Annotated in this window: 21 protein-coding genes; 13 read left to right on the top strand and 8 right to left on the bottom strand. The window is 62.3% G+C overall.

The features are described from left to right. Positions 1-28: 28 nt before the first annotated feature. Positions 29-190 (top strand): type I restriction enzyme endonuclease domain-containing protein, encoded by a 162-nt coding sequence (locus ACTNFJ_RS10420; RefSeq protein WP_435907682.1) that lies wholly within the window; start codon positions 29-31, stop codon positions 188-190. 15 nt (positions 191-205) lie between these two features. Here the strand turns inward: ACTNFJ_RS10420 and ACTNFJ_RS10415 are convergent, their stop codons facing one another. Both ACTNFJ_RS10415 and ACTNFJ_RS10410 read right to left on the bottom strand, forming a co-directional pair. Further along, a complete protein-coding gene (locus tag ACTNFJ_RS10415; protein ID WP_435907681.1) occupies positions 206-655 on the bottom strand; it encodes a helicase associated domain-containing protein in 450 nt (149 codons plus the stop codon). Beyond that, on the bottom strand, positions 656-916 hold the full coding sequence (locus ACTNFJ_RS10410) for a hypothetical protein (protein WP_435907680.1): 261 nt from the start codon (positions 914-916) through the stop codon (positions 656-658). Positions 917-1,119: 203 nt separating this feature from the next. Between ACTNFJ_RS10410 and ACTNFJ_RS10405 the strand changes: the two genes are divergently transcribed. Continuing rightward, positions 1,120-1,617, top strand: coding sequence for a hypothetical protein (locus ACTNFJ_RS10405; protein WP_435907679.1), 498 nt, complete (start codon positions 1,120-1,122; stop codon positions 1,615-1,617). A 90-nt stretch (positions 1,618-1,707) separates the two neighbouring features. Here the strand turns inward: ACTNFJ_RS10405 and ACTNFJ_RS10400 are convergent, their stop codons facing one another. Further along, the gene (locus ACTNFJ_RS10400; protein ID WP_435907678.1) at positions 1,708-1,986 is read right to left on the bottom strand and encodes a hypothetical protein; all 279 of its coding nucleotides are present in this window, start codon (positions 1,984-1,986) and stop codon (positions 1,708-1,710) included. A gap of 176 nt (positions 1,987-2,162) precedes the next feature. Between ACTNFJ_RS10400 and ACTNFJ_RS10395 the strand changes: the two genes are divergently transcribed. Beyond that, positions 2,163-3,356: a site-specific integrase gene (locus ACTNFJ_RS10395; RefSeq protein WP_435907677.1), complete on the top strand. Its 1,194-nt coding sequence runs from the start codon at positions 2,163-2,165 to the stop codon at positions 3,354-3,356. After that, complete coding sequence (locus ACTNFJ_RS10390; protein WP_435907676.1) at positions 3,356-5,101, top strand: hypothetical protein; 1,746 nt, start codon at positions 3,356-3,358, stop codon at positions 5,099-5,101. Before ACTNFJ_RS10395 ends, ACTNFJ_RS10390 begins: the two co-directional genes overlap by 1 nt. A 238-nt stretch (positions 5,102-5,339) precedes the next feature. On the opposite strand, the gene ACTNFJ_RS10385 is transcribed toward ACTNFJ_RS10390, so the two are convergent. After that, positions 5,340-10,361: a CLIPPER-2 domain-containing protein gene (locus ACTNFJ_RS10385; protein ID WP_435907675.1), complete on the bottom strand. Its 5,022-nt coding sequence runs from the start codon at positions 10,359-10,361 to the stop codon at positions 5,340-5,342. A gap of 322 nt (positions 10,362-10,683) precedes the next feature. On the opposite strand from ACTNFJ_RS10385, the gene ACTNFJ_RS10380 reads away from it, so the two are divergent. Next, positions 10,684-11,643 (top strand): 1,4-dihydroxy-2-naphthoate polyprenyltransferase, encoded by a 960-nt coding sequence (locus tag ACTNFJ_RS10380; protein WP_435907674.1) that lies wholly within the window; start codon positions 10,684-10,686, stop codon positions 11,641-11,643. A gap of 23 nt (positions 11,644-11,666) precedes the next feature. Here the strand turns inward: ACTNFJ_RS10380 and ACTNFJ_RS10375 are convergent, their stop codons facing one another. Next, positions 11,667-11,957, bottom strand: coding sequence for a DUF4229 domain-containing protein (locus ACTNFJ_RS10375; RefSeq protein WP_435907673.1), 291 nt, complete (start codon positions 11,955-11,957; stop codon positions 11,667-11,669). Positions 11,958-12,033: 76 nt separating this feature from the next. Here ACTNFJ_RS10375 and ACTNFJ_RS10370 point away from each other — a divergent pair, with 76 nt between their 5' ends. Both ACTNFJ_RS10370 and menD read left to right on the top strand, forming a co-directional pair. Next, the gene (locus ACTNFJ_RS10370; RefSeq protein ID WP_435907672.1) at positions 12,034-12,435 is read left to right on the top strand and encodes a PLDc N-terminal domain-containing protein; all 402 of its coding nucleotides are present in this window, start codon (positions 12,034-12,036) and stop codon (positions 12,433-12,435) included. Further along, on the top strand, positions 12,432-14,312 hold the full coding sequence (menD, locus tag ACTNFJ_RS10365; RefSeq protein ID WP_435907671.1) for a 2-succinyl-5-enolpyruvyl-6-hydroxy-3-cyclohexene-1-carboxylic-acid synthase: 1,881 nt from the start codon (positions 12,432-12,434) through the stop codon (positions 14,310-14,312). The genes ACTNFJ_RS10370 and menD overlap by 4 nt, the downstream gene beginning before the upstream one ends. 57 nt (positions 14,313-14,369) lie before the next feature. On the opposite strand, the gene ACTNFJ_RS10360 is transcribed toward menD, so the two are convergent. Beyond that, positions 14,370-15,632 (bottom strand): isochorismate synthase, encoded by a 1,263-nt coding sequence (locus tag ACTNFJ_RS10360; RefSeq protein ID WP_435907670.1) that lies wholly within the window; start codon positions 15,630-15,632, stop codon positions 14,370-14,372. 69 nt (positions 15,633-15,701) lie between these two features. Between ACTNFJ_RS10360 and ACTNFJ_RS10355 the strand changes: the two genes are divergently transcribed. The 3 genes from ACTNFJ_RS10355 (at position 15,702) to ACTNFJ_RS10345 (ending at position 19,011) form a co-directional block, all read left to right on the top strand. Beyond that, the gene (locus ACTNFJ_RS10355; protein ID WP_435907669.1) at positions 15,702-16,436 is read left to right on the top strand and encodes a class I SAM-dependent methyltransferase; all 735 of its coding nucleotides are present in this window, start codon (positions 15,702-15,704) and stop codon (positions 16,434-16,436) included. A gap of 41 nt (positions 16,437-16,477) precedes the next feature. Next, positions 16,478-17,488 (top strand): polyprenyl synthetase family protein, encoded by a 1,011-nt coding sequence (locus tag ACTNFJ_RS10350; protein WP_435907687.1) that lies wholly within the window; start codon positions 16,478-16,480, stop codon positions 17,486-17,488. A gap of 86 nt (positions 17,489-17,574) precedes the next feature. Then, the gene (locus ACTNFJ_RS10345) at positions 17,575-19,011 is read left to right on the top strand and encodes an FAD-dependent oxidoreductase (protein ID WP_435907668.1); all 1,437 of its coding nucleotides are present in this window, start codon (positions 17,575-17,577) and stop codon (positions 19,009-19,011) included. Positions 19,012-19,056: 45 nt separating this feature from the next. Here ACTNFJ_RS10345 and ACTNFJ_RS10340 read toward each other — a convergent pair whose 3' ends face one another. Then, positions 19,057-20,655 carry a PucR family transcriptional regulator gene (locus ACTNFJ_RS10340; RefSeq protein WP_435907667.1) on the bottom strand — a complete coding sequence of 533 codons (1,599 nt, stop codon included), beginning with the start codon at positions 20,653-20,655 and terminating at the stop codon, positions 19,057-19,059. Positions 20,656-20,745: 90 nt separating this feature from the next. On the opposite strand from ACTNFJ_RS10340, the gene lysA reads away from it, so the two are divergent. From lysA to ACTNFJ_RS10325, 3 genes are read left to right on the top strand one after another with little or no spacing between them, the layout of a single operon-like run. Then, on the top strand, positions 20,746-22,071 hold the full coding sequence (lysA, locus tag ACTNFJ_RS10335) for a diaminopimelate decarboxylase (RefSeq protein WP_435907686.1): 1,326 nt from the start codon (positions 20,746-20,748) through the stop codon (positions 22,069-22,071). 38 nt (positions 22,072-22,109) lie between these two features. Beyond that, complete coding sequence (locus ACTNFJ_RS10330; RefSeq protein ID WP_435907666.1) at positions 22,110-23,042, top strand: ABC transporter substrate-binding protein; 933 nt, start codon at positions 22,110-22,112, stop codon at positions 23,040-23,042. 8 nt (positions 23,043-23,050) lie between these two features. Continuing rightward, entirely contained in the window at positions 23,051-24,028 is a 978-nt protein-coding gene (locus tag ACTNFJ_RS10325; RefSeq protein ID WP_435907685.1) for an amino acid ABC transporter permease, read from the top strand. 209 nt (positions 24,029-24,237) lie between these two features. Here ACTNFJ_RS10325 and ACTNFJ_RS10320 read toward each other — a convergent pair whose 3' ends face one another. Continuing rightward, a complete protein-coding gene (locus ACTNFJ_RS10320; RefSeq protein ID WP_444711774.1) occupies positions 24,238-25,485 on the bottom strand; it encodes an IS256 family transposase in 1,248 nt (415 codons plus the stop codon). Between the last annotated feature and the right edge of the window lies 1 nt (position 25,486).

The following is a 25,486-nucleotide window of genomic DNA, read 5'->3' as shown; positions in this document are numbered from 1 at the left end:
TCTCCCAGGGCACGACCCTGTTGGCGTTATGCGTCGTGACGCGAAGACCGACTGGCGAGTCAAGGAACAGGTGCGGGCCAAGCTGCGTACTTCGATCAAGCGACTTCTGCGCCGACACGGATACCCGCCGGGCCGTTCGGAGGACGCGATCGTGACGGTGCTGCGCCAAGTCGAGGCCCTCGCTGCGTAGGCCGGCCGGGCGGATCTAATGGAGAGCCCCTGAGGGGGCGGCCGAAGCGGTGATGAGTGTTGATCTATCTCCCGCGCCGGCAATGCCCATTTTGCTAATCAAGGGAACGGTCTCCTCCCAGAAGCTGTTGAACCAGGGCGTGTAGGTGCCCGCGAGCCCCGAGGTTCTCGTCATCACCTGCAGAGTCGGTACGGTCATGTCGCCGTCGAGGGCCGCAACCTGTGCTGGGGTGAGTTTCCCGCTCTCGAGGGCTCGGCGTTGCCGGTTGTGCCAGTGCGCAAGCGCCCGCTCGTGTTCCCATCCGGATCTGATGCGGGGGTCTCGGCCGTAATCGTTTCGGAAGTGATCGAGCGCTTTCGCTCGTTCGTCCCAGGTCGTGCGTTTGGGGGCCCATTTCCAGTCAGGGAGGCGCAGGATCGCGGCGACTTGGTAGTCACACAATGCCCCGCGGCGTTGGTTCTTCACCTACGACGCAGACACACTGTCGGTTGGGTAGGTGCCTACACGGAGCACGGAGGCGTAGATCCCGATGCAGGTGAGGAGCCAATTCACCTCCGGGGTGTGCGGGAGGCGTGCCTGTGTTTCGAGGTGGCGGGTGAGGTGTACTTGTGCGTCGAGGAATTTCAGGGTGCGTAGTTCCTGGTGTGAGAGGTTCCCTTCGATGCGTGCCCAGCGTTCGGGGTGGTCGGTGCGCCATTCGGCGAAGGTTTGATGCCCGTACTCCATAGCTCTCGTTCTCCTCACGTCAGTGTGCTGCAGGTACTGGTGCTGGTGGTGCTGCTGTAAGCGGAAGGTGCAGGAGGTGTAAGCACAAAGTGCAGGCGGTGTGAGCACTTGCGTTCGCTCTGACGCGGTGTGAGCGGGTGGTGCAGGGAGTGTGAGCGGGCAGTGCTGGGAGACACGCCGAAACCATTCCTACCGTCGGTCCCATGACCCGGATACTGCTCCCCGTAAGAACCCCCGCCGATGACCGGCCCAGAGCCGATGTGGTGCCATTGCCTGATTTGGATCACTCGCACCTGTGGGACTGGATGGCCGACCACCTTTATGCGCCGGAACCGGTCACGGGTGGCCTTTCGCAGGTGCGGGTCTTGGCGCGCGCGATCGACGGGGCGGGGTGGCCGTGGACGACGGTCAACTGCCCCGTCACGCACCGCAGTTTCCAAGTGCTGGGCACGTTCGACGCGTGCGTGCTCGAAGTGGGGCATGGCGGGACCATGCGCATGGTTGCCCGGGCCGGGGCGCCATCGCACTGGCGTGAGATGCCCGAAGGAGCACAGCACTGGGTCCGTCGCGCGCGTGCGACGGAATTGTTCACCGCCGCTGAAGCCGCAGAAATCGGTCTCAACCACATGTGTGGAAGGCCGCTTCCCGAAGGTATGGAGTTGCGCACTGTGCACACGACGAGCCCGGGTACCAGAAAGTGAGTACTTGGGCCCGGCACTGGTGCGTAAGCCGTGTGGTGGGGTGGGTTGCGCCATGACAGAGAGCCTTGAGGGATCTGTCAGCGCCATGAGTTACCCGCGTTTCCGCTCAAGGAGATGCGCGAAGCTCTCCCGCGGTGTCGTGGCTGGGGGATCGGCCATGAACCTGGCAACAGGGGTTCGTAACGACGGGAAGCGATCGGTGAATGCGAGGAGATCGGGAAGGGACAGCTGGATCTCACCGCGCATGAGCCGGTACAGCTTGTCCGCGCTCATCTGGTGCTCGATCGCGACGGATTTGATCGAGACTTGCGCATCCCAGATCGCTGATCTGAGCAGCACCATCACCAGGTGTTGGAACTGGGCACTCACGGAGCGGTGGTCCTCGGCTGAAGCACCTTCGACGGGTGTCAGCCAGAACGGTGAATGCCCGAACGCCGCGGCCGGCGCCAACAGGCTTCTCGGCACAAACGATGACCCGGACCCTGTCGGCAGTCGCCCCATCCCAAACCTCCAAACACCGTCATGTTGTACCAGATATTTGCATAATGCACCGAATAACAGGTGCAGAAACGCAGCGTTTCGAGAAGTCGGTCTGTTCCGCGGCAGATGCAATTTGGGCCGCGCTCATTTTCGGTATGAGTGGAAATCAATTCAATGTCCTTGTCCGTCCCCCGTATTCGTCTGGTTCAGAGGCGCAATCCCAGCACATGGTGTTTGCCCCGCATCCGGAGGCTTCGGCGCATTCTGTGCAGTTGATACAGAACCTGGGGACGTTCCGTCGGCCGACCGCGAAGACCGCGGAAGTGCTCCGGAAGATCGGCTACTACGAACTTCCGGCCGAGGTGTGGTCTCACATGCGTAACCGTAAGCCTGACGTGAATCAGGAGACCTGGGGCCAGATCCAGCAGTTCGTGGAGGACTCGGTGAGCGTTGCCGGGCCGCAGCTTCCGTATGGGGCAGGGTTGGTGCAATCGGTGGTCGCGAAGTACGTCGAGTGGGTCCTCACGGTGAAGCATCTCCCGCTTGATGGGAAGCTCATCTGGTCCAGGCAGCTGATCGACCTGTACGCGACAGATCCCGATTCTTCGCTGAAGCCAGGAACGCGCAGGAATTACCGTTCGTACCTGGATCGCATCAGTAAGGTGCTGTGCCCAGATGAGCACCCCTACACTTATACGCCGCAGAACCGAAAGAGCACCGTCGCGCCCTATAGCGCGGGTGAAATGGAGCAGTTCCGGGCGTGGGCGGTGAACCAGAGCAACCCGACGAAGCGGCGCCGTGCGATGGCGATGCTCGCCCTGTGTGTTGGTGCGGGTCTGGCCTCAAGCGAGGTCGCGCTGATCACCCCGAAGCAGGTGGAGATCACCTCTGCGGGGATCGTGATCGAAGTTCCCGGGAACAGCCCGCGGCGGGTCCCGGTGGTTCCCGAGTGGGATTCCTGGGTGCGTGCCCTCGTCGAAGACTGGCCCAAGGACCGTATCGTCTGGGACGAGATCAAGCGCAAGGATCATTCGAATCTGCTCTCCACGTTCGTGGAGAACGCTGAAGGTAAGGGGCCACGAGGTGACCGCCTGCGCAACACGTGGCTGGTGTGGCACCTCAACAACCGCACCCCGATGAAAGACCTTTTTTACGCCGCCGGTTTCCGGAAGATGGAACACCTCGCCCGGCTCCTCGCGCATTGCGAGTTCTTGCCAGCCGATCAGTACGTTTCGGTACTCCGTGGGGAGGCGAACTGATGCGCGATACCACTGCAGTTGACATGGCACTCGAAGAGGTTTTCGGTGTGGGGCAGCGGGAAATTCGCCGCTCTGAGCGGCAGAAGACGAACCTGCCGAACGCTTTGTTTGCGAAGTTCCTTCATGTCGTCGATAGCTCGGGGGTGCTTGAACGGCTCGACGCTTGGGATCTTGAGGATGGGCGGAGTCCTGCGGGCCGGAAAGCGACCGTTGGGAGGCGTGCGGTGCTCATGGCGTTCCTCATGAACTCGTACTGGGGTGAGGGATACAGCTACATGGCGCTCAAGGATACGATCGTCGACCGTATGACTCGGGAGCAAGCGGAGCGTTTGGGGTTTGACCCCGACGAGGCGACCGAGGATGAGTGGTACCACCGTGCGTGGAGGGCCACGCACGGAATCCTTCACCTGATTGACCCCTGGCACAAGGCGCCTGGGATGAAGAAGAAACTCACCGGTGACGAGTACGCAGTAGCGCGCAAACAGTATGACAAGGCGCGTGAGTCGCGGGGTCACGAAATGAGTGCGCTCCTGGTTCGGGCAAGCCTGGAGCTCCTCCCGAAGAAGTACCTCGAGACATATCGTGGCGATCTCGCACTGGACTCGACCCTGGTGGAGGTGCAAGGACACATGAATCCGAACGATTACTCGAAGCGTTCGCTGCGAACCAGGAAAGGCCTCCCGAAGCGGGACATGCGTAACGGCGATTATCAGTGTGGCTGGTACGTGCGTCAGGGCAACCATGATGGTACGGAAAGTGACAAGGCTCAGCCCGGCTACGAACTCGACACGACGGTGATGATCGACACGAAGAACGGGGCGTTCCCCTTCCCGCTGATCACCGGGGTCTCGTTCCATCGTCCTGCGGAAATCTCGGAAACCGCGATCACCACGATTGAACAGCATGCGGCGTTCACAGACAAGCGCGGGCTGGTCGTGGTGGATCGTGCGTTCAACGGGCTCGATACGCATCAATTTCAGGAGCCCGTGCGACGGATGCGGTATGAGACGGTGTACGACTATAAGTACACGGATCTTGGCCCCCAGGGGTCGGTGCCGGGGAAGCCGATCATCATCGTTGATGGGGTGCCGTATGTGAATCGTATGCCTGAGTCGTATGTCATGATCTCGCTCTGGCACGCAAAGGGTGTTGAAGACCCGGCCACGGGGAAGCCGTACACGCTCGAAAAGCGCGACGAGATTCATCAGGCGCGAGCGGTCTACCAGATGATCCCGAAGGGCAAGGTTGACGCTGATGGGCATCAACGGTTCACCTATCCTGACCCGCGCACCTACGTGGGGTTTGACCCTGGCACGGGGAAGATCACGAAGGACAACCCGACAGGGAGTGTGACGCTCGGCCTCGAGAAGGACGTCATCAAGCACCTTCAGAAGTTCCCCTGGAAGTCAGAGGACTGGTTCCGTGCGTATGGGCAGCGGAACCAGGTCGAGATGAGCAACATGTTGCTGAAGCGACCAGGGAGCACGAACCTTGCTCAGCAAGTGGTGCGCACGGGCCGCGGGTATGCGTATAACTACTTCGCGGCAATGATCGCTTCCGTCGCAACGAACATCCGTCGCATCATCCAGGGCCTCATCAAGCTCAACGCCACCGACAGTGACGGTCAGCCCAAGCACCGTGTGCGGAAGCGGCGCGATACTCGTGGTTGCCGACTGAACCGCAACACGGAAACGCACATGCTCAGCGGTGCCGAGCCAGCACCACCCGAAGTCGCGACGGAGTAGCCATACTCCGACATCCGTGAACTGAATATCTGAAACGACGAATAGCCCGAAAGGGTTATTCGTCGTTTCTGCGTTACAGCTCGATCTACCGGCGGGACCATTTCGGGGTGCGCGGCGGTGTGGTGAGTGTCGTTGAAACGAGAAATGGCTCAGATCAGGGTGCTGATCCGAGCCATTTTCCAATTTCACGATAGTGGTCTCGCTAATTTCGCGACACCACCAGCGGCCGACTGCTGAGCTATGCGCTGGGACTGGAGTTGGAAGGCGTGCGGTCCACAGTCACGTGCCGTTTGCGGAGTAGGAGTATGAGCCCACCAGCTACGAGCAGGAGTGATCCACCGATCACGATAAAGACCGGTGTGCTGCTGGCTGAACCGGTGACCGCCAAGGGTGAAGTTGGCTGACTCGTCGGGGGATCCGACGGGGCTCCGGGACCCGGGTCCGCCGTCACGATCGGAGTCGTTATGGCGGTCTCCCACGGATCTTCGGAAGTGACCGGAGTGTTGGTCCATGCGCTCGTTCCGGTCACGGTGCCGAGGTTCCGGTACTCGGGGCCCGCCCCTACCGAACCGGATCCGGTACACACCATCGACTCGCCCACACCCAGCGAGGCTGTCGGACAGGTCACCACGACACCTTGGTCGTCGACCACGCTGAGGTCGACGAGCGGTTGCCCACCGACGTTCACCACGGTGTAGCTCCAGGTCATCTCGGTGCCAGCGAAGACCACGTCACCGAGACCGTGCCCTTGAGCGTCTTTGATGATGGTGACAAGAGCATCTGGGCGGTCGATGGCGATGCCCCACGGGTCCTCCGCCGTGACGGGAGTACCAGACAGCTCACCGGTCGCGACTACCGTGCCAAGGTTCTCGTAGCTGGCCGCCGTGCCGATTGATCCGGATCCGGTGCACACCATCGTCTCTCCCACACCGAGGGTGTCGCCGGGGCAGGTGACCATTACTCCTTGATCGTCAGTGACTGTCATGCCCACCAGTGATTCTTCGCCGAGGTTCACAACCGTGTACTGCCAGTCCACCACGTGGTTTGCTGGTGCGGTACCGCCCTCAACGGCGTTGGTTGCTCCCTTCACGATTGAAATCTCAGCAACGGGTTCACGCACCGTAATCGACCACGGGTCGTCATCAGTGAGTGGTGTGTTCGTGAGCGCGCTGGTGCCGGTAACGGTGCCGAGGTTCGTGTAGGTCGGACCGGCACCGACACTTCCCGCGCCGGTACAGATCATCGAGGCGCCAGGGGCGAGCTCGTCTACCGGGCAGGTAACGGCAACACCTTGATCATCGGTCACGGCGATCGTGTCGACGGGCTCCTCGCCCACGTTCGTGACTAGGTACTCCCAGTCAATGACCGTATTCGGGCGAACCCATCCGGTCTCGGGGTGACCCGGTGCGGTTTTATCGATCGTAAGACCGATGTCGTACGGGGTGACGGTGACTGTCCACGGATCAGACGAGCTCACCGGCGTTGCCGAGACTGAACCCACGCCCTCGGCAAGCCCCACATTCGTGTAGCTCGGGCCGAACCCGACCGACCCCGAGCCTGTGCAGACTGTCGACTCGCCTACCGCGAGTTCGGCGACCGGGCAGGTAACGGCAACACCTTGGTCATCGGTGACGCGCACAATGACGAGCGGTTCTTCGCCAGTGTTCGTCACGGTGTAGGTCCAGTCGACGATCGTCTCTGCGTTGACCGTTGAGCCTTCAGTAACCGTTGATGAGGTTTTCTCGAGAAGGATCGCGGGGTCTGGCATGCGCACGTTCACCTCCCATGGATCGTTCGCTGTGACCGCTTGGCCGGAGAAGCTTCCCTCACCAGTGACGATTCCCACGTTTTGGTACGGGGTCGCTGAACCGACGCTGCCGGTTCCCGTGCAATCCATCCACGCACCTGGAATGAGCTCAGTCGCAGGGCAGGTCACGGCAACACCGCGGCTGTCGGTCACAACGACGTTCTCGATGGTTTCGGCACCGGGGTTGGTCACCCGGTATGTCCAGGTGACCTGCGTATCAACGAACACCGTGTCGCCTTCGGCAACATCGGCCGAGAATTTGTCGATCTCAATTCGCGGGTTAACGGTGGTGACTACGACTGTGCACTCAGGTTCTGTGCCGGTGACACAGTTGGTTGGGTCGTCGCCAACGGTTCCGATGACTGTGTTCACGACTCCGCCCTGCGCAGAGACCTCGTTCACCTGCAGCGTAAGGCGGATGTCCACGGTCTCCTGAGCGCCCAGGTCGCCTTCCCAGACGAGTTGCCCGGTGAGCGGGTTGAACTGAATCGTGCCCGACGGCACCCCGCCAATGGTTGCTTCGGCATCGCCACCGTAGGAGGCGACCTGGAGCACATCACTCAGGTCGTCCACGATTCGCACATTATCGGCCCGAGTATCGAGCGTGTTCGTCGCGGTGATGAGGTACTCAAGAGTGTCACCCACTCGCACCGTCTGTCCGGCCTGCGGGCTCGACTTCTCGACCACCACACTGCTCGGTGCGCGCACACCGGTGCGCGCTGATTCCGCAGCAACGAGCGGCTCGGTTCCCAGCAGGGCGCGGCCTGCGAGGGTGTTCCAAGCGATCTCGCTGCTCGCAGTGTTGGGTGGAAGATCCACACCGAATCGGAGGGTGAAGTTCGATCCGCCCGCCCAGCTGCCGTTCAACTGCACGCGCAGTGCGCGCACCTGATCGATACCGCCAAGATCGGCAGGGTCGACGGTCCAATCGTTGACACAGCCGGGGTTCGTTGGGAATACCTCTGGCCGGCACGGGTTCGCCTGGGCCGAGTAGGCCACGACCACGTTATTCGTGGCGCTTTGCGAGATCACCCCAGTGAACACCGGCGCGAAATCGCTGCCGCGTGGATTGGATGCGTTGCCGGTGAGGGCGCCGGTGTCACCGGGGGCGGGCAACAGGTCGTAGAGCACAATGTTCGAGAGAGCGGGTTGGCCTCCATTTTCCCACCGCAGCAGATACTCGGCTGTACCGGAGCCCGAAACGGCGACTGAGTTGCCGCCCGACCATGTGTTTGTTTGCGGGTCGCGCACCAGCTTCGTGAGCACGCTCGTGGGCACGATGTTGGTGGGGGGAAAGGAGCTGCCTGTGGCTCCAACGCAGCTCGAATCTCCGGTGGTCATCCCGTCGGCATCGAGGTCGTTGGGGTCATTGGCGCGGTAGCCTCCGAACACGCACCCACCAATCTGAACGGTGCCTCCGTTAACCGACGTGATTGATTCGGCGTTAAGCCACCCGAACGGTGATCCGTAGGTCGGGTCGATGGGTATCCGCACGCCAATGTGCGGCCATGCATCACTGCTGGTCGCTGGAATGGAAGTTGTTCCTGGTTGTGCGGTGATCACGATCCGGCCCGGGATACCTGCGTTGAGGTCTTCCGGGATATAGGTCACGAGGTAGTCAGAAGTGGCGGAAGCATGCGGCGCGGACAGTGTAAGTTGCACGTTCGATGTGTCGCCGCCTCGCGGTTCGTACCCGGCGGGAAGTACCACCGTATATGAGGGGAGCCCCGTACTTGGTTCCAGCCCGGACACAGTCATCGAAGCAAGAAGCTGGCGATTCGCAGAGGTGCCGGTGAACTGTACGAAGGAGGTCCCGCCCACCATGTTGCGGACGACTCCGATGCCTGTCGCCTCGCCAGTGAAGGCATAGTTCATACCGGCGTTCTCGACCCTCACCTGCGCCGTGTTATGCAGATGCATCGCACGGTCAACGGCTGGCTGCAAACGGGCCTCCATGGAGAGGGTGATGCGCCCTGCGCCTGACATTGGCTGGGTCGTGGCCTCGAACCCGACGATAAGGAGATTCCCGAACTGTGGAAGTGCTGCGAGGTTCGGGATCGGGCGAGTTGACCCATCGTACACTTCGCTGGTGCCGTCTGAGAGGTGCAGCACGAGGCGTTGCAGACCGATGCTCGTAGTTGCTCCGGTCGTCGGTACGCGTTGCACCGTGATGCTATGCAGGGCCGCACTCGGATTCGCGCAGCCTGGCGACGACGCATACGCCTCGGGGGTGCTGCCAGGAATCGGGGTGTCGAGACATGGTAGCCAGTCGGTGAACGTCACCACGTCCCGGTCAAGGAGACGCGAAGCACTGATCGAATAGAAATGTGTCGCGACGTTGTTCCCGGGCCCGGTGTACCCGTAAGGCACTGACGCACGGAATGGTAAGCACTGTCCGCCCGGATTGGGTGTTCCCGGCGGAAGATTGAATCGACCATTGCCGCACTTGCCGATCAGGGCGCCGGGGCGGTCGATCAGCAGGTTCGAGTGCACCGCGGTATCGGTATCAACATGATCGATGCCAGAGGTGTCAGTGAAGCGACGCTCAAGAGTGTTCGTGACATCTGGCACAAAGCCAGCGTTCGCCTCGTCGGTGACCGAGGGGATCTCAACCCTCACAATGAACGGCAGGTCGGAGAGGTTCGAGCACGAAGACCACGTCACTGTGTGGCTCGCGGGGTCATACACTCCGCCGCCGGTGGCAGACAGGAATGTCGACCCTGCCGGGAGGATGTCAACGATCTGTAGGGTCGATGCGACTGCGGTCACGTTCTGGTTCGTGTGCAGAGCAATCTGATTCACGCACGCAGACCAGGCGTCGGTCACCGGGTCCCAAACGGCGCGGACGTTCGGCGAGATCTGGTAGGTCGCAACCATCGTGCCGGCAGTTGAGCCCGGGCCACCTCCGATGTAGAGCTTCTCCGGCGGCAGGAGATCCCGCGCAGTGACGGTGTAGTCAATCTCGTCGCTCGTGACCGTGGTAAAGCTGGGCGAGGTCAGCTCTGCCGCACCAACCGTGAACCCGACCCCGTCGCCAGTCGCGCCATGAGGGCGAACCGTGACCACGAAGTTCTCCTGCGTGCCCGCAGGAATCGTGCGTGTGGCACGCAGTGTGACCAGGGCCGAGGTCGCGGAGCGAGTGATCGTCTGGGTGAACCCCGCAACGGACGACGACGGGAGGGTGACATTCATGCCCCACAGGTCCATCTCCTCGATCGCGCCCGCGGGGGCGTCAAGCGTGATCGGAATGCGAATCTCGACGTTCTCACAGGCGGTTGCCTGACCGCCCGAGCACGACCACGACACGGTCGTGCGAAAATCGGAATTCACTACCTGAGTCGTTGGCCCGTTTGGGATGACCGTGATGGCTCCGGAGGTGTTCGCGAGGGCCGCGGTGCCGGGGATCACGATCGCACTCGCGACGAGTAGGGCAGCCAGAAGCATAGATCCCATCACTCGCGTGCTCCGCCACAGGCCTATGCGTCTCAAGCGCGCATCGCGATTGACGCGGCTAGTTTCAGACCCTCGCATGGTGCCACCACTGGTCTTGCTCTGACCCATATTTTTGCCCTTCGCCCGTCCGCGCTCTTCACAATTGAGAGCAGATCCGCATCATGTTCTAGCTGGTGCAGGCCTGCCGGGCGCGCGATAAGACGGAATTTGATCCCAGATTTGGTACCTTTCCGGTTGCCGCGGGAGAGGCGTTTCCCACGATCGCGCCGGCGCCGGCGCCTCGCGCACGAGACTAGGATCGTTGCGGAGTGAGGAGTATTCCATGAATGCAGCGACCAGAGACGGACGCAAGTCCGGTAACCCGGCAAAGCGTGCCGCCGCGACACGGCAGGTCGAAACCGACGGTTCCCCCACCATCACCTGGCGCAACTGGGTCGGCGGAGCGAGGCTCCGCACCCTTCCGCTAGCCGTTGCGCCGATCGCCGCCGGGGCGGGCATCGCCCACATGGTGCAGGGGTTCTCCTGGCCGCTCACTCTCCTCGCTCTCGGCGTGGCGGTGTTCCTGCAAGTCGGCGTTAATTTCGCGAATGACTACTCGGACGGCATACGCGGCACTGATGAGTTTCGCGTGGGGCCCGCCCGGCTCACAGGCTCAGGGCTCGTCGATCCCAAACGGGTGCTCGCCACAGCGCTGGTGTTCTTTGCGCTCGCCGCGGCATGCGGGCTGGTTGCAGTACTGATGAGTGGACGCTGGTGGTTCCTGGCACTTGGCGCTGTGGCCATCGTCGCGGCATGGTTCTACACCGGCGGAAAACGACCCTACGGATATGCAGGTCTCGGCGAGGTTGTGGTCTTCATCTTCTTTGGTCTCGTCGCCACGGTGGGCACCACCTGGCTGCAGACAGATGTGCAGACTCAGGAGGTCTGGTGGGCGGGTGCTGGTGTGGGCTTATTCGCCGTTGCCGTACTGATCGCAAACAACACCCGCGATATTCCAACAGATCGCCTCGCGGGCAAGCGCACCCTGTCCGTCCGAATAGGGGATCGAGCCTCCCGCATTCTCTACGTGGTGTGTGTGCTGCTGCCCTTCACGGTTCCCGCCGTGTACGGTCCAATACACCCGGGCATGATTCTCGTGTGGTTGGTGCTCATTGTCGTGATCCCCAGCAGTGTGATTACACTGTGGGCGCGATCCGCCCGCGAACTCATCATCGTGCTCGGGCTGACAAGTCTCGCCGCGCTAGCATACGGTGTGCTTCTCGGGATCGCATTTGCTTTTTAGCAGGCCAGACTGACCCCCACGGCCTATTGGTTCTCTCGGGGCGCGATCTGTTGATCCAGGGAAGTCCCGTCGAGCGCGGCATCCTCGGCAATATCATCTGTCGTGCGGTCGCGCTGGCGCCATTCGTACACGCTGGCGGAAGCTACCTCCCGCTGCTTTGAGAGAAAAATAATTGAGAGTGACACCGCAGCGAGTGACGCCACCACCGCCGACAGCCACCACGGCCAGCCAATGAGCATCAGCGCGGCGAAGGGCATCGCAAAAAACGCGAGGCGTGCGAGTGAGTAGACGATCCAGGCGGTGCGAGGTTTCACAGCCCAGAGTGTACCGACTGCGCCTGAGGAGCCACCCAACGGGCGTGCTCTCAGGGGCGCTCGATAGCATGAGGGCATGGTGCGGTTCTTGATTATTGGTGCCGTGATCGCAGTGGCGTTCATTCTCTACGCGCTGGTCGACGCGGCGATGACCGATGCGTCCAGGGCGCGTGGTGTGCCGAAACCCGTATGGGTTGTTCTCGTGGTGGTCTTGCCTGTGATCGGAGCGATTCTGTGGTTCGCCATCGGCAAGGGGCGTCCGGGGGCGGCACAGGTGGTGAGTCCCGCGCCCGACGACGACCCTCGTTTCACCGGCGCGAAGCTGAGCGATGCCGAGCTTGAGCGCTTGCGCGAACTCGAGGAACGACTGCACGCCCTTGACGCCGAGACCTTCCCGGGTGAGGGCACCACCGACCTGCCAAACAGCGCGAACGAGCCGGAGAGCGGCGCGGGCGAAGACCAGCCGGAAAAGAAGTGACGCAGGTTTCACCCTCCTCCGCTTTCGCGGTCGGCCTGCTGGCCGAACTCATCCGGGGTGGGGTGCAACACGTTGTCATATGCCCCGGGTCACGCTCGCAGGCGCTCGCACTGGCTGCCGCCGAGGCGGAGAGCTTCGGTGCAATTCGTCTCCACGTTCGGCTCGATGAGCGCTCCGCCGGGTTTTTTGCTCTCGGTATCGCGCGCGAAACGGGCGTTCCTGCCCCGGTAATTGTCACGAGCGGTACCGCCGTCGCAAACCTGATGCCCGCCGCCCTAGAAGCGCATGAGGGTCGCGTGCCTATGCTGCTCATCACCGCAGATCGTCCGGCCGAGCTTCGCGGGGTACGCAGCAACCAAACCACGAAGCAGGCCGGTTTCTTTGGGCCCTTTGCTCGCCTGTCGCTCGACGTTCGAGCCCCCGGGCCATCAGATCTCGGTAGCAGCGAACCTGACCTAAACCCGGTCGGAATAGCGCGCGAGGCACTGGCTGCAGCAATTGGCATGCACGGAAAGCCGCCCGCGGGTCCGGTGCAACTCAACCTCGCCTTCAGGGAGCCGCTGTCGGGCTGGCACTCCGGGGCAACGTTCAACTTCGGCGAGGGGCCTGTGACGAGCAGCGAACTGTTTGCTGAGTTGGCTGCACGGCGATCGGTCCATCCTGCCGAAGCTGGTGCACCCGGCTCGCGTCTCGTACCTGAAGGATCGGTATTACCTGGTTCGGCAGCCTCTCCGGTCACAGATGACCGCTGGGGCCTCCCAGCGGAACTTGCCGTGACCGAGCCTGAGGCGTATATCCACACGGATGATGCCTTGACGGTGGTAATCGCCGGCGACGGGGCAGGGCCAGAGGCAGAAGAGTTCGCGCGCGCAGCCGGGCTTCCGCTCCTCGCCGAGGTGGTGAGCAGTGTCCGCTTCGGGCGAGAGGTGATTGCTTCCTACGCGACGCTGATCAACGACTTACAGGTGGGTGCGCTGATCGAGCGGGCAATTGTGTTCGGGCACCCGACGCTCACCCGTCAGATCCCGGCGCTGCTGCGGCGACACGATGTTGAGGTCGTGGTGGTGGATCCGCACCGGGGTGAAGGTGTCGAGCACTACGATCCCAGTGGAGATGCGCGTGTGGTCGGTTCGGCGCGTGTTGCAGATTCGTATGCCCCGAGCAGCATGCGCCGCTGGTTGGGGGCGTGGGTGATCGCTGATCGCGCTCTGCGCGAGCAGCGATCCAACGGTTATGCAACGAGCCCTGCGTCGAGCCGCGGCGCGGATTACAAGCAATTGGCCGCTCTCGCACGCGCTGAGGTGGCCGCGCTGCGGGAACCGGTAACCCGTGAAGCGCTCGTCGAAGGCGTCTGGCGGGCGACCTGGCCGCATGACCGCCTGATGCTGGCCGCATCGCGACTCGTGCGGGTGCTCGATGGCCGCGCCACCTCCCGAAACATTCGGGTGCACGCGAATCGCGGTCTCGCGGGCATTGACGGCACGATCGCGACGGCGCTCGGCATCGCCTCCGCTAGTCAACAGGACGAACGGCCCGGCCATGCGGCCGGGGTGACCCGTGTGCTCATCGGCGACCTTGCATTTCTGCACGATGCGGGATCGCTCCTGCTGCCCGAAAACGAGCAACACCCGCGCGTGCAGGTGATCGTCGGAAATGACGGCGGGGGCACGATCTTCGATACCCTCGAGGCGGCGAGTACGGCGCCGCGGGAGGCGTTCGACCGGGTGATGTACACCCCGCAGCACGTGGATCTCGAACGCCTCGCGACCGCGTACGGGTGGGAGTATGTACGTGTGAAAACACGGGGCGACTTAGACGCGCTCTTCACCCGACCGGTGATCGGGCCGACAGTCGTCGAGGTGGCGCTGGCTCGCTAGGGGAGGCGTGAAGAGTCGTCGATCGCGCCGATGGGGGCCGGGCGATATCTCGCGCCGTTAGGCGCCGAACGCCTCGGTGATGGGTGTGAACTTCGACACGGTTTCGCGAAACTCACGGTGTGGATCAGAACCCGCGACGATCCCGCCACCAGCTGTCGCGGTCACCTCGCGATTCCCGTTTACTGCGGGACCCACCTGCGCGCAGCGCAGCGCAATGACCCATTCCCCGTCACCGGCCGCGTCGATCCACCCCACCGCGCCTGCGTATCGACCGCGATCAAATGGTTCGATCTCGGCGATTGATTCCACGGCTGAGCTCGTGGGAGTGCCGGCCACGGCGGCGGTTGGGTGCAGCGCAGCGGTGAGTTCTAGCGAGGTGCCGCCAGCGCCCGGAGTGGCACCGAGGTCGGTCGCCAGGTGCCAGACGTTCGGGAGTTGCAGGGCGAAGGGTTCTTCGCTGGTGTGCAGCTCGGCCACATGCGGAGCGAGCGCGGTAACCACGCTCTGCACGGCGAAGGCGTGTTCGTGTTGCTCCTTTGTGCTCGTGAGGAGTTCGTCGCGCGCCCGCGCATCGGCTGTTGGCTCGGATCCTCGCGCTCGCGTGCCGGCCAGCACCCGCGCGGAGATCGCCCCATCCGTTTGGCGAATGAGGGTCTCCGGGCTTGCGCCAAGCATGCCATCGACCGCGAACGTCCAGCAGTCGCTGTAGCGTTCGGCGAGGCGCCCTAGCGGCACCCGGAGATCGTCTTCAGCGGAAATCAGTCCGCGGACTTGCCGGGACAGCACGATCTTCTCGGCAGCCCCGCTGGCGATCCGTGACGAGGCATCGCGCACACCGGCTAGGTATGCAGAATTCGGTTCAGTCGTTGGCAGGTCCACGCCGCTCCACGAACCCAGGGAGGTCGGCACAGGCAGTTGCGGATCCCGATCTGTCGGTTCCACACTGATCTCAGTTAGCCAGGCCGTCCCGCGGTGCCTCGCCACGATCACCCGCGGCACGATCAGCACGCTCTCCGCTTCGCTCGCGGAATCGAAAGCGAAGGTGCCGAATGCAACGAGCCCTGTTCCGGGGAGCCCGACCGGATCGTCGATCTCGGCGACGGCGGCGATGTTGCGCCATGCCGTGCTCGCCTGAGCGAATCGTTCGGGACCGGTGAAGGTTAAGCGAAGGGTCTCGCCGACGCCGACGCCGCCACGATCACCACGAGTCCAGAGCAGTGGCTGGGAGGGGTCGGCGAAGCTGAGGAGATCGTCGAGGGTGGGCAGGGAAGCCAGGGGGCGCGTGACCGCGAAGAGGCGGTGCGGCGATCCACTGTTCATCCCACTAACCTACCCGGTGCCCGCGCAGACACAGCGTGCGCGCAGGACGTGACCGGCTAGCATAGGGGGGTGACCCGCCCCGATACGGCCACCAAGCTGGCCACCGACGTTTCCACGATGTTCGATGAGGTGTCTCCAAAATACGACTTCATCAACGACGTGCTCTCGGCCGGAAATTCGCGCCTCTGGCGTATCGCCATGACCCGAGCTTTGCAGCCCCGGAAGGGAATGCGGGTGCTCGACCTTGCTGCCGGAACTGGAACCTCGAGCGCGGCAATAGCGCAGCATGGCGCTCACGTCACCGCGGCTGACTTCTCTGAGGGCATGTTGGCTGTGGGTCGCGAGCGTCAATCGGGCAATGACCTCATCGACTTCGTGTGGGCTGATGCCACTGAACTGCCCTTTGCTGACGACAGTTTCGACGCGGCAACGATCTCATTCGGGCTGCGGAATGTCACTGAGCCGAAGCGCGCCATCGCCGAGATGAAGCGTGTGGTGAAGCCTGGTGGGCGGATTGTGATCTGTGAGTTTTCGCGCCCTGTCGACGCGATTCGCGGGCCCTTCACCGCCTACTCGCGTCATGTATTGCCGCGTATTGCAGGGGCGCTGAATAAGAGCGCTGAGGAAGCTTACCGCTACCTGAACGAGTCGATCGAGAAGTGGCCAGCGCAAGACGAGCTGGCTGCGTGGATGCGCGAATCCGGGCTCGAACGGGTCGCGTATCGCAACTTGACGCTTGGCATCGTTGCCCTGCATCGCGGATTTGTGCCGCGTTCGACTGATGTGTCAGGCGGTACCCCGTGACCGTGCCAATCGCCGAAGACACGGCAACCCAGGCGCTCCCCATGCGGCTCTTCCAGGGTCCGGCGGAGCGCAAGCACTCTCGGCGTATGCGCGAGCAGCTCGCGCTCATCGAATCAGGCCTCCTCGAGCACTTGAGCTTTGCCTCGGAGATCGCCGATGCGCCGGCCCGATATCTTGCGGAGGCCGGCGGGAAGCGGATCCGCCCGATGCTTACGCTGCTGACGAGCGAACTCGGCGACGGTCCGAATGATCTGGTCCGACGAGCGGCGCAATCGGTCGAACTTACCCATCTGGCGTCGCTGTATCACGACGACGTGATGGACGACGCAAAAATGCGACGAGGGGTACCGGCGACGCAAACCGTGTGGTCGAACTCCATTGCGATTCTCGCTGGCGATTTGCTCTTCGCTCGCGCGTCTACGCTTGCTTCGGGCATGGGTGAAGAAGCGATCCAGCTGCAGGCGCGAACCTTCGAACGGCTGTGCCTGGGGCAGTTGCACGAGACGGTCGGCCCACAGTCGGGAGAAGATCCGATGGCCCACTACCTCCAGGTGCTTGCCGACAAGACCGGCGCGCTCATCGCGACAGCCGCCCGCATGGGCGTGATGTTCTCGCACGCACCCACTGAATATGCTGATCCAGTAATGGAGTACGGCGAGCGGATCGGCGTCGCCTTCCAACTCATCGATGATGTGATCGATCTGTCTCCGAAGGCGGACCGTACCGGGAAGCGTGCTGGCACGGATCTGCGCGCTGGCGTGGTGACGATGCCGTTGCTTCTCTTGCGCGCTCGGGCCGGCACCAGCGCCGAGGATGCCGAACTCCTGGCACGTATCGAGGCTGGTGTTGCCCAAATTGCTGAGGGCGCAGACCCGGGAATTCTTGACCCCGAGGTCGAAGCCCTCCACTCCCACGAGGTCACTGCGGAGACCGAAGCAGAGGCGCGTCGCTGGGCCGCGGATGCGGTGGTTGCGCTTGATCCGTTACCGAAATCGGTGATCAAGCGGGGGCTCGAGCGTATGGCCGAATCGATCGTGACTCGCGAGGGATAGCTGTTGCGGCTTCGGCCGCGGACTGTGAAGCAAGTGAGACGTCTCGCCCGCTGTGTATACCGGTGGGGGAATGGAAGGAATCCACTATGACCAAGATGCGATTGGCAATTGTTGGGGCTGGGCCAGCCGGGATTTACGCGGCAGACCTGCTCATCAAAGCGGAGCGTGACTTTGGTGTCGAGATCGATCTTTTCGAGCAGCTTCCTGCTCCGTACGGACTCGTTCGCTATGGTGTCTCACCCGACCACCCTCGCATCAAGGGGATCATCACTGCCCTCCGTGAGGTACTGGATCGAACTCGTCCTGATGCCCAAGAGATCGGCACCTCCGCTAGTGATGACGAGGCGGCGAACAGGGGCATCGTCCGCTACTTCGGTAATGTGCGCTACGGCGAAGACATCACGCTCGAAGACCTGAAGCGGCATTATCACGCGGTGGTCTTCGCGACGGGCGCGATCCGCGATGCCTCACTTGAGATTCCAGGCATTGACGCGGAGGGCTCATACGGGGCAGCAGACTTCGTCAGCTGGTTCGACGGGCATCCCGACGTGCCACGCACCTGGCCGCTCGAAGCTACTGACGTTGCGGTAATCGGCAACGGTAATGTCGCCCTGGACGTCTCGCGCATGTTGATTAAGCACGCCGAGGACCTTCTGCCCACCGAAATTCCGTCGAACGTCTATGAAGGGCTTGCGTCGAACCCCATTGCCGACCTCCACCTCTTCGGACGTCGCGGCCCCGCATATGTGAAGTTCACGCCGCTCGAGTTGCGGGAGCTGGGCGAGGTGCGCGACGTCGACATGGTGATTGATGAGCGCGACTTCGAGTTCGATGACCCCTACGCGACCGAGGTGCTCGGCAAGAATAAGCAGGTAGTCGTCATGACACGCGTCATGAACCAGTGGCGCGAGGCGCAGCGCGCCCGCGAAGCAGGCGAGACCGAGTCTTCCTCACGCCGACTGCACCTGCACTTCTGGTCGAAGCCCGTCGCCGTGGTCACCGAAGACGGGCGTGTGACCGGGCTGAAGATCGAGCGCACCGCCCCCGACGGTCAGGGCGGCATTATTGAGACGGGCGAGTTTGAGGTGATTCCGGTGCAGTCGCTGTACCGCGCGGTCGGCTATCTCGGGTCGCCGCTCAAGGAGATCCCTTTCGACGAGGCGCGGGGCGTGATCCCGAATGAGCAGGGCCGCGTTATGGGCGCCGATGGCGCGCAGCTTGCGGGGGTCTACGCAACCGGGTGGATCAAGCGGGGCCCGGTGGGGCTTATCGGTCACACGAAGAGCGATGCGATGGAAACCATCGAGTGTCTGCTTGAAGACCGTGCCAGCTGGTGGGAGCCCGTCGAAACTTCGCCTGATGCCATTCCTGCGCTTCTGGAATCGCGTCACGTGCCCTACACGACTATCGAAGGGTGGCAGCGGCTCGACGAGCACGAGTTGGCACTCGGCGAGTCCGAGGGGCGCACCCGCATCAAGGTTGTGCCTCGCGAGGAGATGACGCGGGTTTCTCGCGGCGAGTAACGACCGGCGGCGGTCAGCGGCGAAGTCGGGTGGGATGGCGCAAAGCTATGCGCCGTGAGCTTGTACGCGTAACTGCAACCAGGTGGTGAGAAGCGTATCGGGGTCGAATAGGTCGATGCCACACTCTTCCTGGATCTGGCGAAGCCGGTACCGGACCGTATTTTCATGGACCGTGAGCCTGCGGGCGGCTTGGGCAACGTTCCCGCTGCTGTTGCACCACTCGAGCAGGGTTTCGGCAAGCCTCGGATCACCCTCCCAAATGCGATCGAGCTCAGGTAAACGCAGTTCAGGCTCTGAGGCGAACATCGCCGCGGCTCGCTCGAACATCAGAAACGGACGAAGCGCCTCCACCGTCAGCACCCGCTGTGCCACAGCGCTCGGGTGGGAAAGAGCGGTGTTGAGCAGCCGGTCAGCGAGTTCGCAGAGCTGAGACACCTCAGCAGGCCGGTTTGCAACCCCCGGCACTGCGACGAGCGTGCCGGGGCTCATGAGGCGATCTAGGATCGGCAGCAGTGGCTCGACGAGTCCGGTTGCGGGGCGCGAAGGGTCGTTAGCGATAAGCGCGTACACTCGGGCGCCGCGCACCACAGCAACTGCCTCGGGACGGTGTACTGCGAGATGTCGCTGTACGGTAGATCGAAGCTGACTCGGTGTCGCATGGTGATCGCTTTCCGCCGGGGAAAATGCCAGGAGTGCGGCCCCCCGCTCTTCTGAGATTCCAAGCTCGGCGAGCTCGACCCCGAGCACCTCGTGACCGTCGAGGAGGGTGCGCAGTCGGTTTTCTCTCGGGACTTGTGTAGCCTTACGCATCCGGATGTCGTCAAGCATGTATGCGGCGGCGACGCTGGCCGCAGCCCGGATCCGTTCCTCCTGCAGCCTCGTCAGCGGGGCTTCGCCCGATGCATCGATCGCCCAGATCGTGCCGAGGGGCAGCGCGCCCGCGCGAATAGCACAGGCAACACGGGGCTCCTCGTCTTCGAGCCGGGGGTACTTGATGGGATTTTCCGTGCGCAGGACGGTGCGGTACTGGTCATCGTTGAACGGAGACTCGGGCACGTGCCGAGTGAGAATTCCTTGCGTGCGCAGATTGTCGATCAGTTGATCGGGAACGGACGAGTAGGCGATGATGCGTCGACCGAGATCTTCAATGGCGACGGACCCGCCAAAGAACCCAGCTAGTTCGTTTGCGAGGGAGAACAGTGGCTCGGCGCCTCGGTCACGGTGTGCATCCGCACTGTCACCATGCTCTCCCAGGAACTGGGCGAGGAGCGCGTCAAACAGACGCCAACTGACGAGATCGCTGATCCGAATGAAGGGGATCCCACTGGATTCGGCAATTTGCGCGAAACTGTCTGTGTCACAATCGCGGCACTTCACAGCGATCGCGGAGTATTGGCGGAGCGCTGCTTCCTCAGCAATGCGAGTGAGGTGATCCCCTTCGATGTCTACCGCCGAGGGCGCGAAGAGAACGGTGCCTGCTGCGTCAGCCAGAGGTTCGAGGGCATCGTAGAAATCGGCGCCGCTGATGATTCGCATTTCGTCATGTGGCCCGAGAAGGGTGGCGGTGCGAGGTTCGAGCTCGGCCATGAGATCACCGAGGGTCGGCTCATTTACCGACAATGTTGGAGGAATCCCTCTATTCATTCGCTCATAATATGCGAAAACTCTAAAAAATTCCGTTCAAGGACATCGTAGGTTTGACACGCAACGACGCACATGGAGGTCACGATGAAGATGTCAGGCTCGCCCAGCAAGCCCGCGCCAGAGCATACTCGCTTGGGCGAACTGTGGGGCATACTCCCCGAAGAAGCGGGCTGCGATGCGAGCGGCCACCTCACGATTGGTGGAGTCGCGGTGACCGAACTCGCCGATCGTTACGGCACCCCGCTCCACGTCATTGATGAAACGGGGTTGCGCCGTCAGATCTGCCGCTTCGTCGACGGTCTGCGGGAGCGCTGGCCGAACTCAGACGTGCTCTTCGCCTCGAAGTCTCTGCCGATCGTGGAAATGTATCGCGTCGCGCAGCAGGAGGGGCTCTCGGTCGATGTTGCTGGGGGTGGCGAGCTGCGGTTGGCGCTCGCTGCGGGTGTGGCTCCCGAGCGGCTCTATTTTCACGGCAACGCGAAGACCGAGGACGAATTGCAGCTTGCGGTCGAGGCTGGTGTCGGCACCATCATTATCGACAATGAGGACGAGTTGGATCGCCTCGAGCGAATCCTCACCGCACCTCAGCGGCTGCTGCTCCGCGTGATTCCCGGGGTCGAAGCCCAGACGCATGCCTCGCAGGCCACCGGCGGAGAGCTGTCGAAGTTCGGCTTGCCGATGGATCAAGCGATCCACGCCATCACGCGCATGCGAGACCACCCGCTCATGCAGTTTGAAGGGGTGCACCTGCACATTGGATCGCAAATTCTCAATACCGAGCAGTTCGCACAGGCGGTCGAAAACATCTCGACTGTCGGCAGCTTCAGCACCTACGACGTGGGTGGAGGCCTCGGGGTCAAATACACCTACGAGGAGGAAGCCCCGACAGTGGAGGCGTACCTCGACTCCATTGTTGCGGCTGCTCGGCAGCATCTTCCCGCCGGCGTCAAGCTCATGATCGAACCAGGTCGATCAATCGTTGCCCGGGCCGGAGTCACCCTGTACCGTGTCGTGTCGGTCAAGCGCACCGGACAAGTCTTCGTGGCCGTCGACGGCGGGCTCGCTGACCAGCTTGATGTTGCCCTGACTGGGCAGCGCTACGAGGCGGTGCTCGCGAACCGAGTCACCGAGCCGTGGCTCGAAACCGCCCAACTCGTCGGGCGACAGTGCGAGTCGGGGGACCTCCTCGTCGACGGTGCGCCGATGCCTGCCGCCCGACCCGGTGACCTGGTCGTGATGGCGACGACCGGTGCCTATTCCTACACAATGTCGAACAACTACAACGGGGCCCTGCGGCCAGCCATCGTGTTCGTCGCCGACGGCGATTCCCGGCTCGTGACCCGGCGGGAACGCTACGAGGATCTCCTCTCCCTGCACGAACCGGCGCTCGCGCTAACCGCCTTGCCTGCCAACTGACCACTGATCCGTCATCCTCCAGAGTCGAAGGAACCAGCATGAACCTCACGAAAAATACGCCACTCGCTGCACTCGCGGCCGCCGCAGCACTCGCTATCACCCTGACTGGCTGCACGGGTGCGAGCGGGGGAGCCACCAGTGAAACTGCCGGGCCGAATCTGCCCATTGGCGAAGAAATCAGCACGACAGTGGATCCCGCGCTGACGGAACTCCTGCCGGCGGAAATTCTCCAGCGAGGCACGATCAACATCGCCGTCGATATCCCCTTTCCCCCAATGGCGATGTACGACGACAACAACCGCGAGATTGGATTCGATCCGGAACTTGGTCGTCTGATTGGTCAGAAGCTCGGGATCGACGTGTCTCTGAACAAGCAGGCGTTCGATTCGGTGATTCCGTCACTGCAGGCGAAGAAGAACGACATCATCATGAGTGGCATGAACGACACGCCTGAACGTCAGGAGACACTCTCGTTCGTGAACTACACCTACGGTGGCTTTGCGATCGCCGTGAAGAAGGGAAACCCAGAAGGAATCACCGGCCAGGATGACTTGTGCGGCAAAACCGTGTCAGTGCAGAAAGCCACCGTGCAGGGAGACCTCCTCCGCGCGACGGACTGCGGCATCAATGTCATGGAGCTGCCGAGCGACCTCGACGCGCAGACGGCGCTGCGTGCAGGCAAGAGCGATGCGTATGCGGCCGACGCGGTCGTCGCCGAATATGTGGTGGCGACAACTGAAGACGGAGAAGCCTTCGAGATCGTGCGAGATCCCAAGAATCCCGCGGGGTTCAACCCTGTCTATAGTGGGATCGGCATACTGAAGGAAGACACTGAACTTGTCGATGCCGTGCAGCAGGCGCTGCAGGCGTTGATTGAAGAAGGCACCTACCAAGAAGTGCTGGAACGCAGCAACATCAGTGCTTACGCGGTTGAGTCGGCAACGGTGAATCAGGGATCGACCGTCTCGTGAGCGAAGTGATGCAGCGGCGAGAGTCCGTGATTCCCCCGAACGTGCACCTCACAACCGATGACGATGTCGTGGCGGTTCCACTCCGACGCCCCTGGCGATGGATCAGTGCGATCATTGTGGTGTTGCTGCTTGCAAGCTTCGTGATCGTCGTCGCGACAAACCCAAATCTCGATTTCGGAACGGTGGGTGAGTTCCTTTTTGACCCTCGAATCCTCGAGGGCGTCTGGTTAACGATCGTAATCACGACTATTTCCATGGCGGTGTCGACCGTTCTCGCGATCGTGATTGCCTCGATGCGGCTCGCAGCGAACCCGGTGCTCACGAGCGTTGCTTGGTTTTACGTCTGGGCGTTTCGTGGCACGCCGGTTTTGGTTCAGATCGTGCTCTGGGGCTACCTCGGGCTGCTCTTCGATCAGATCACACTCGGGGTGCCGCTCACTGAAGTGGTGTTCTGGCAAATTGAAACCAACACGCTCATCACGCCGTTCATCGCGGGTTTGCTCGCCCTTACCCTGAACCAGGCCGCCTATTCGTCGGAGATCGTGCGTGCCGGCATGATGTCCGTCGACGAGGGGCAGCGAGAGGCCGCGTACTCCCTGGGAATGTCGCCGCTTTACACTTTCCGTCGGGTACTCCTGCCACAAGCCATGCGAGTCATCATCCCGCCAATGGGCAATGAACTGATTTCGATGCTCAAGAACACCTCGTTGCTATCGGTGATTGCGGTCATGGAGCTCTATACGCAGGCCTCGATGATTTCGTCTTCAAACTTGAAGCAAGTTGAGCTGCTGATTGTGGTGAGTATCTGGTACCTCTTCATGACCAGCGTGTTGTCGATTCCGCAGTACTACCTTGAGCGCCGTTACGGGCGAGGGAGTAGCCGAAATCTCCCGCCCACACCGTGGCAACGTGTCCGAGCCGCGGTGGCACAACGTCAACCAGGCCCCGAGCCAGCACCGGTTACCCAGATTGTGAGCGTGCCATGAGTCCACAGATCATGATGCAGGAGCGGGCGGTCGAGTCTCTCGTTGAGATTCGTCGCGTGCGTAAGAGCTATGGGTCAAGTCCCGTGGAGTGGTGTAACCGTTTCGTGATCCTTCAAGGTTGTGGGGCTAGTTTTCGTTGTGGTCGCAGATGCTGGCGGGGAGATCGTTCGCGGCGACGTAGTGCCGCCCAGTAGTTCGGGCATCGGTGCTCATGCTGCGGCCTCGAGCTCGGGAAGAGCATGGTGCTCGATCGTTTCGGTGTCTACGAGCGTGAGGCGGCACCTCGCGAGGACGTCAAGACCGAGGTAACGGCGTCCCTCAGCCCATTCGTCGGACTGTTCTGCAAGGACCGCCCCGACGAGCCTGATGATCGCGTCGCGGTTTGGGAAGATCCCAACGACATCAGTGCGACGGCGAATCTCGCGGTTCAGGCGCTCGTTTGGGTTATTCGACCAGATCTGCTGCCACACATCTTTCGGGAACGTGGTGAACGCGAGGATGTCAGCCCGGGCAGCATCGAGGTGGTCGAACACCTCAGGGAGCTTGCCCTCGACGTAGTCCAGGAGCCGATCGAACTGCGCCTCAACACTTGTCCCATCAGGCTGGTCGTACACGGAATGCAGCATCGCTTTGACCGCTGGCCACATGCTCTTGGGGGTCACTGCCATCAGGTTCGCGGCGTAGTGTGTGCGGCACCTCTGCCACGACGTCCCGGGGAAGTTCGCCCGCATCGCTTCCACGAGGCCTGCGTGCGCGTCAGAGGTGATGAGTTTCACCCCGGTGAGGCCGCGAGCGACGAGGTCTGCGAAGAACGTGTTCCATGCCATCGTGGTCTCTGCGGTCGCCACTTGCATGCCCAGGACTTCCCGGTGCCCGTCAGCGTTCACCCCGGTCGCGACGAGCACAACAGTGTTGATCACGCGCCCGCCCTCACGAACTTTCATCGTGAGCGCGTCACACGCGACGAACGTGAAGGGCCCTGAGTCGCCCAGGGGTCTCGTGCGGAACTCGCGCACGTGCTCGTCCATATCGGCGGCCATCCGGGAAACCTGCGACTTCGACAGGGAATGGATGCCGAGGGTCTTCACGAGCTTGTCCATCCGTCTCGTCGAGACGCCGGCGAGGTAGGCGTCAGCGACGACGGTGATCATCGCTGCTTCTGAGCGTTTGCGGCGCTCGAGGAGCCACTCGGGGAAGTACGTGCCGGAGCGGAGCTTCGGGATCGCGACATCCACGGTTCCCACACGGGTATCGAGCTCGCGGGTGCGGTATCCGTTGCGAGAGTTGAGGCGCTCGGGAGAGGGTTTGCCGTACTCGGCACCGCAGACCGCGTCGGCCTCTGCAGAGAGGAGCGTGTTGATCATGGTTTGGAGCAGAGTACGCATCAGGTCAGGAGACGCGTCGCCCAGAGCGTTGGCGAGGACAGTGACAGGGTCGACAATAGAGGGAGTGGTCATC

The sequence above is a fragment of the Leucobacter shiyiweii genome (assembly GCF_052446065.1).
Classification (GTDB): Bacteria; Actinomycetota; Actinomycetes; order Actinomycetales; family Microbacteriaceae; genus Leucobacter.
Note: the sequence above shows the minus strand (reverse complement) of the source record. Positions and strands in the feature narration are given on the sequence as shown.

Excerpts from the sequence above, each read along its gene's own strand:
- ACTNFJ_RS10420 (WP_435907682.1), top strand. The coding sequence starts at position 29 with ATGCGTCGTGACGCGAAGACCGACTGGCGAGTCAAGGAACAGGTGCGG.
- ACTNFJ_RS10410 (WP_435907680.1), bottom strand. The coding sequence starts at position 916 with ATGGAGTACGGGCATCAAACCTTCGCCGAATGGCGCACCGACCACCCC.
- ACTNFJ_RS10405 (WP_435907679.1), top strand. The coding sequence starts at position 1,120 with ATGACCCGGATACTGCTCCCCGTAAGAACCCCCGCCGATGACCGGCCC.
- ACTNFJ_RS10395 (WP_435907677.1), top strand. The coding sequence starts at position 2,163 with ATGCACCGAATAACAGGTGCAGAAACGCAGCGTTTCGAGAAGTCGGTC.
- ACTNFJ_RS10390 (WP_435907676.1), top strand. The coding sequence starts at position 3,356 with ATGCGCGATACCACTGCAGTTGACATGGCACTCGAAGAGGTTTTCGGT.
- ACTNFJ_RS10385 (WP_435907675.1), bottom strand. The coding sequence starts at position 10,361 with ATGGGATCTATGCTTCTGGCTGCCCTACTCGTCGCGAGTGCGATCGTG.
- ACTNFJ_RS10380 (WP_435907674.1), top strand. The coding sequence starts at position 10,684 with ATGAATGCAGCGACCAGAGACGGACGCAAGTCCGGTAACCCGGCAAAG.
- ACTNFJ_RS10370 (WP_435907672.1), top strand. The coding sequence starts at position 12,034 with ATGGTGCGGTTCTTGATTATTGGTGCCGTGATCGCAGTGGCGTTCATT.
- ACTNFJ_RS10360 (WP_435907670.1), bottom strand. The coding sequence starts at position 15,632 with ATGAACAGTGGATCGCCGCACCGCCTCTTCGCGGTCACGCGCCCCCTG.
- ACTNFJ_RS10350 (WP_435907687.1), top strand. The coding sequence starts at position 16,478 with ATGCGGCTCTTCCAGGGTCCGGCGGAGCGCAAGCACTCTCGGCGTATG.
- ACTNFJ_RS10345 (WP_435907668.1), top strand. The coding sequence starts at position 17,575 with ATGACCAAGATGCGATTGGCAATTGTTGGGGCTGGGCCAGCCGGGATT.
- ACTNFJ_RS10340 (WP_435907667.1), bottom strand. The coding sequence starts at position 20,655 with ATGAATAGAGGGATTCCTCCAACATTGTCGGTAAATGAGCCGACCCTC.
- lysA (WP_435907686.1), top strand. The coding sequence starts at position 20,746 with ATGTCAGGCTCGCCCAGCAAGCCCGCGCCAGAGCATACTCGCTTGGGC.
- ACTNFJ_RS10330 (WP_435907666.1), top strand. The coding sequence starts at position 22,110 with ATGAACCTCACGAAAAATACGCCACTCGCTGCACTCGCGGCCGCCGCA.
- ACTNFJ_RS10325 (WP_435907685.1), top strand. The coding sequence starts at position 23,051 with ATGCAGCGGCGAGAGTCCGTGATTCCCCCGAACGTGCACCTCACAACC.
- ACTNFJ_RS10320 (WP_444711774.1), bottom strand. The coding sequence starts at position 25,485 with ATGACCACTCCCTCTATTGTCGACCCTGTCACTGTCCTCGCCAACGCT.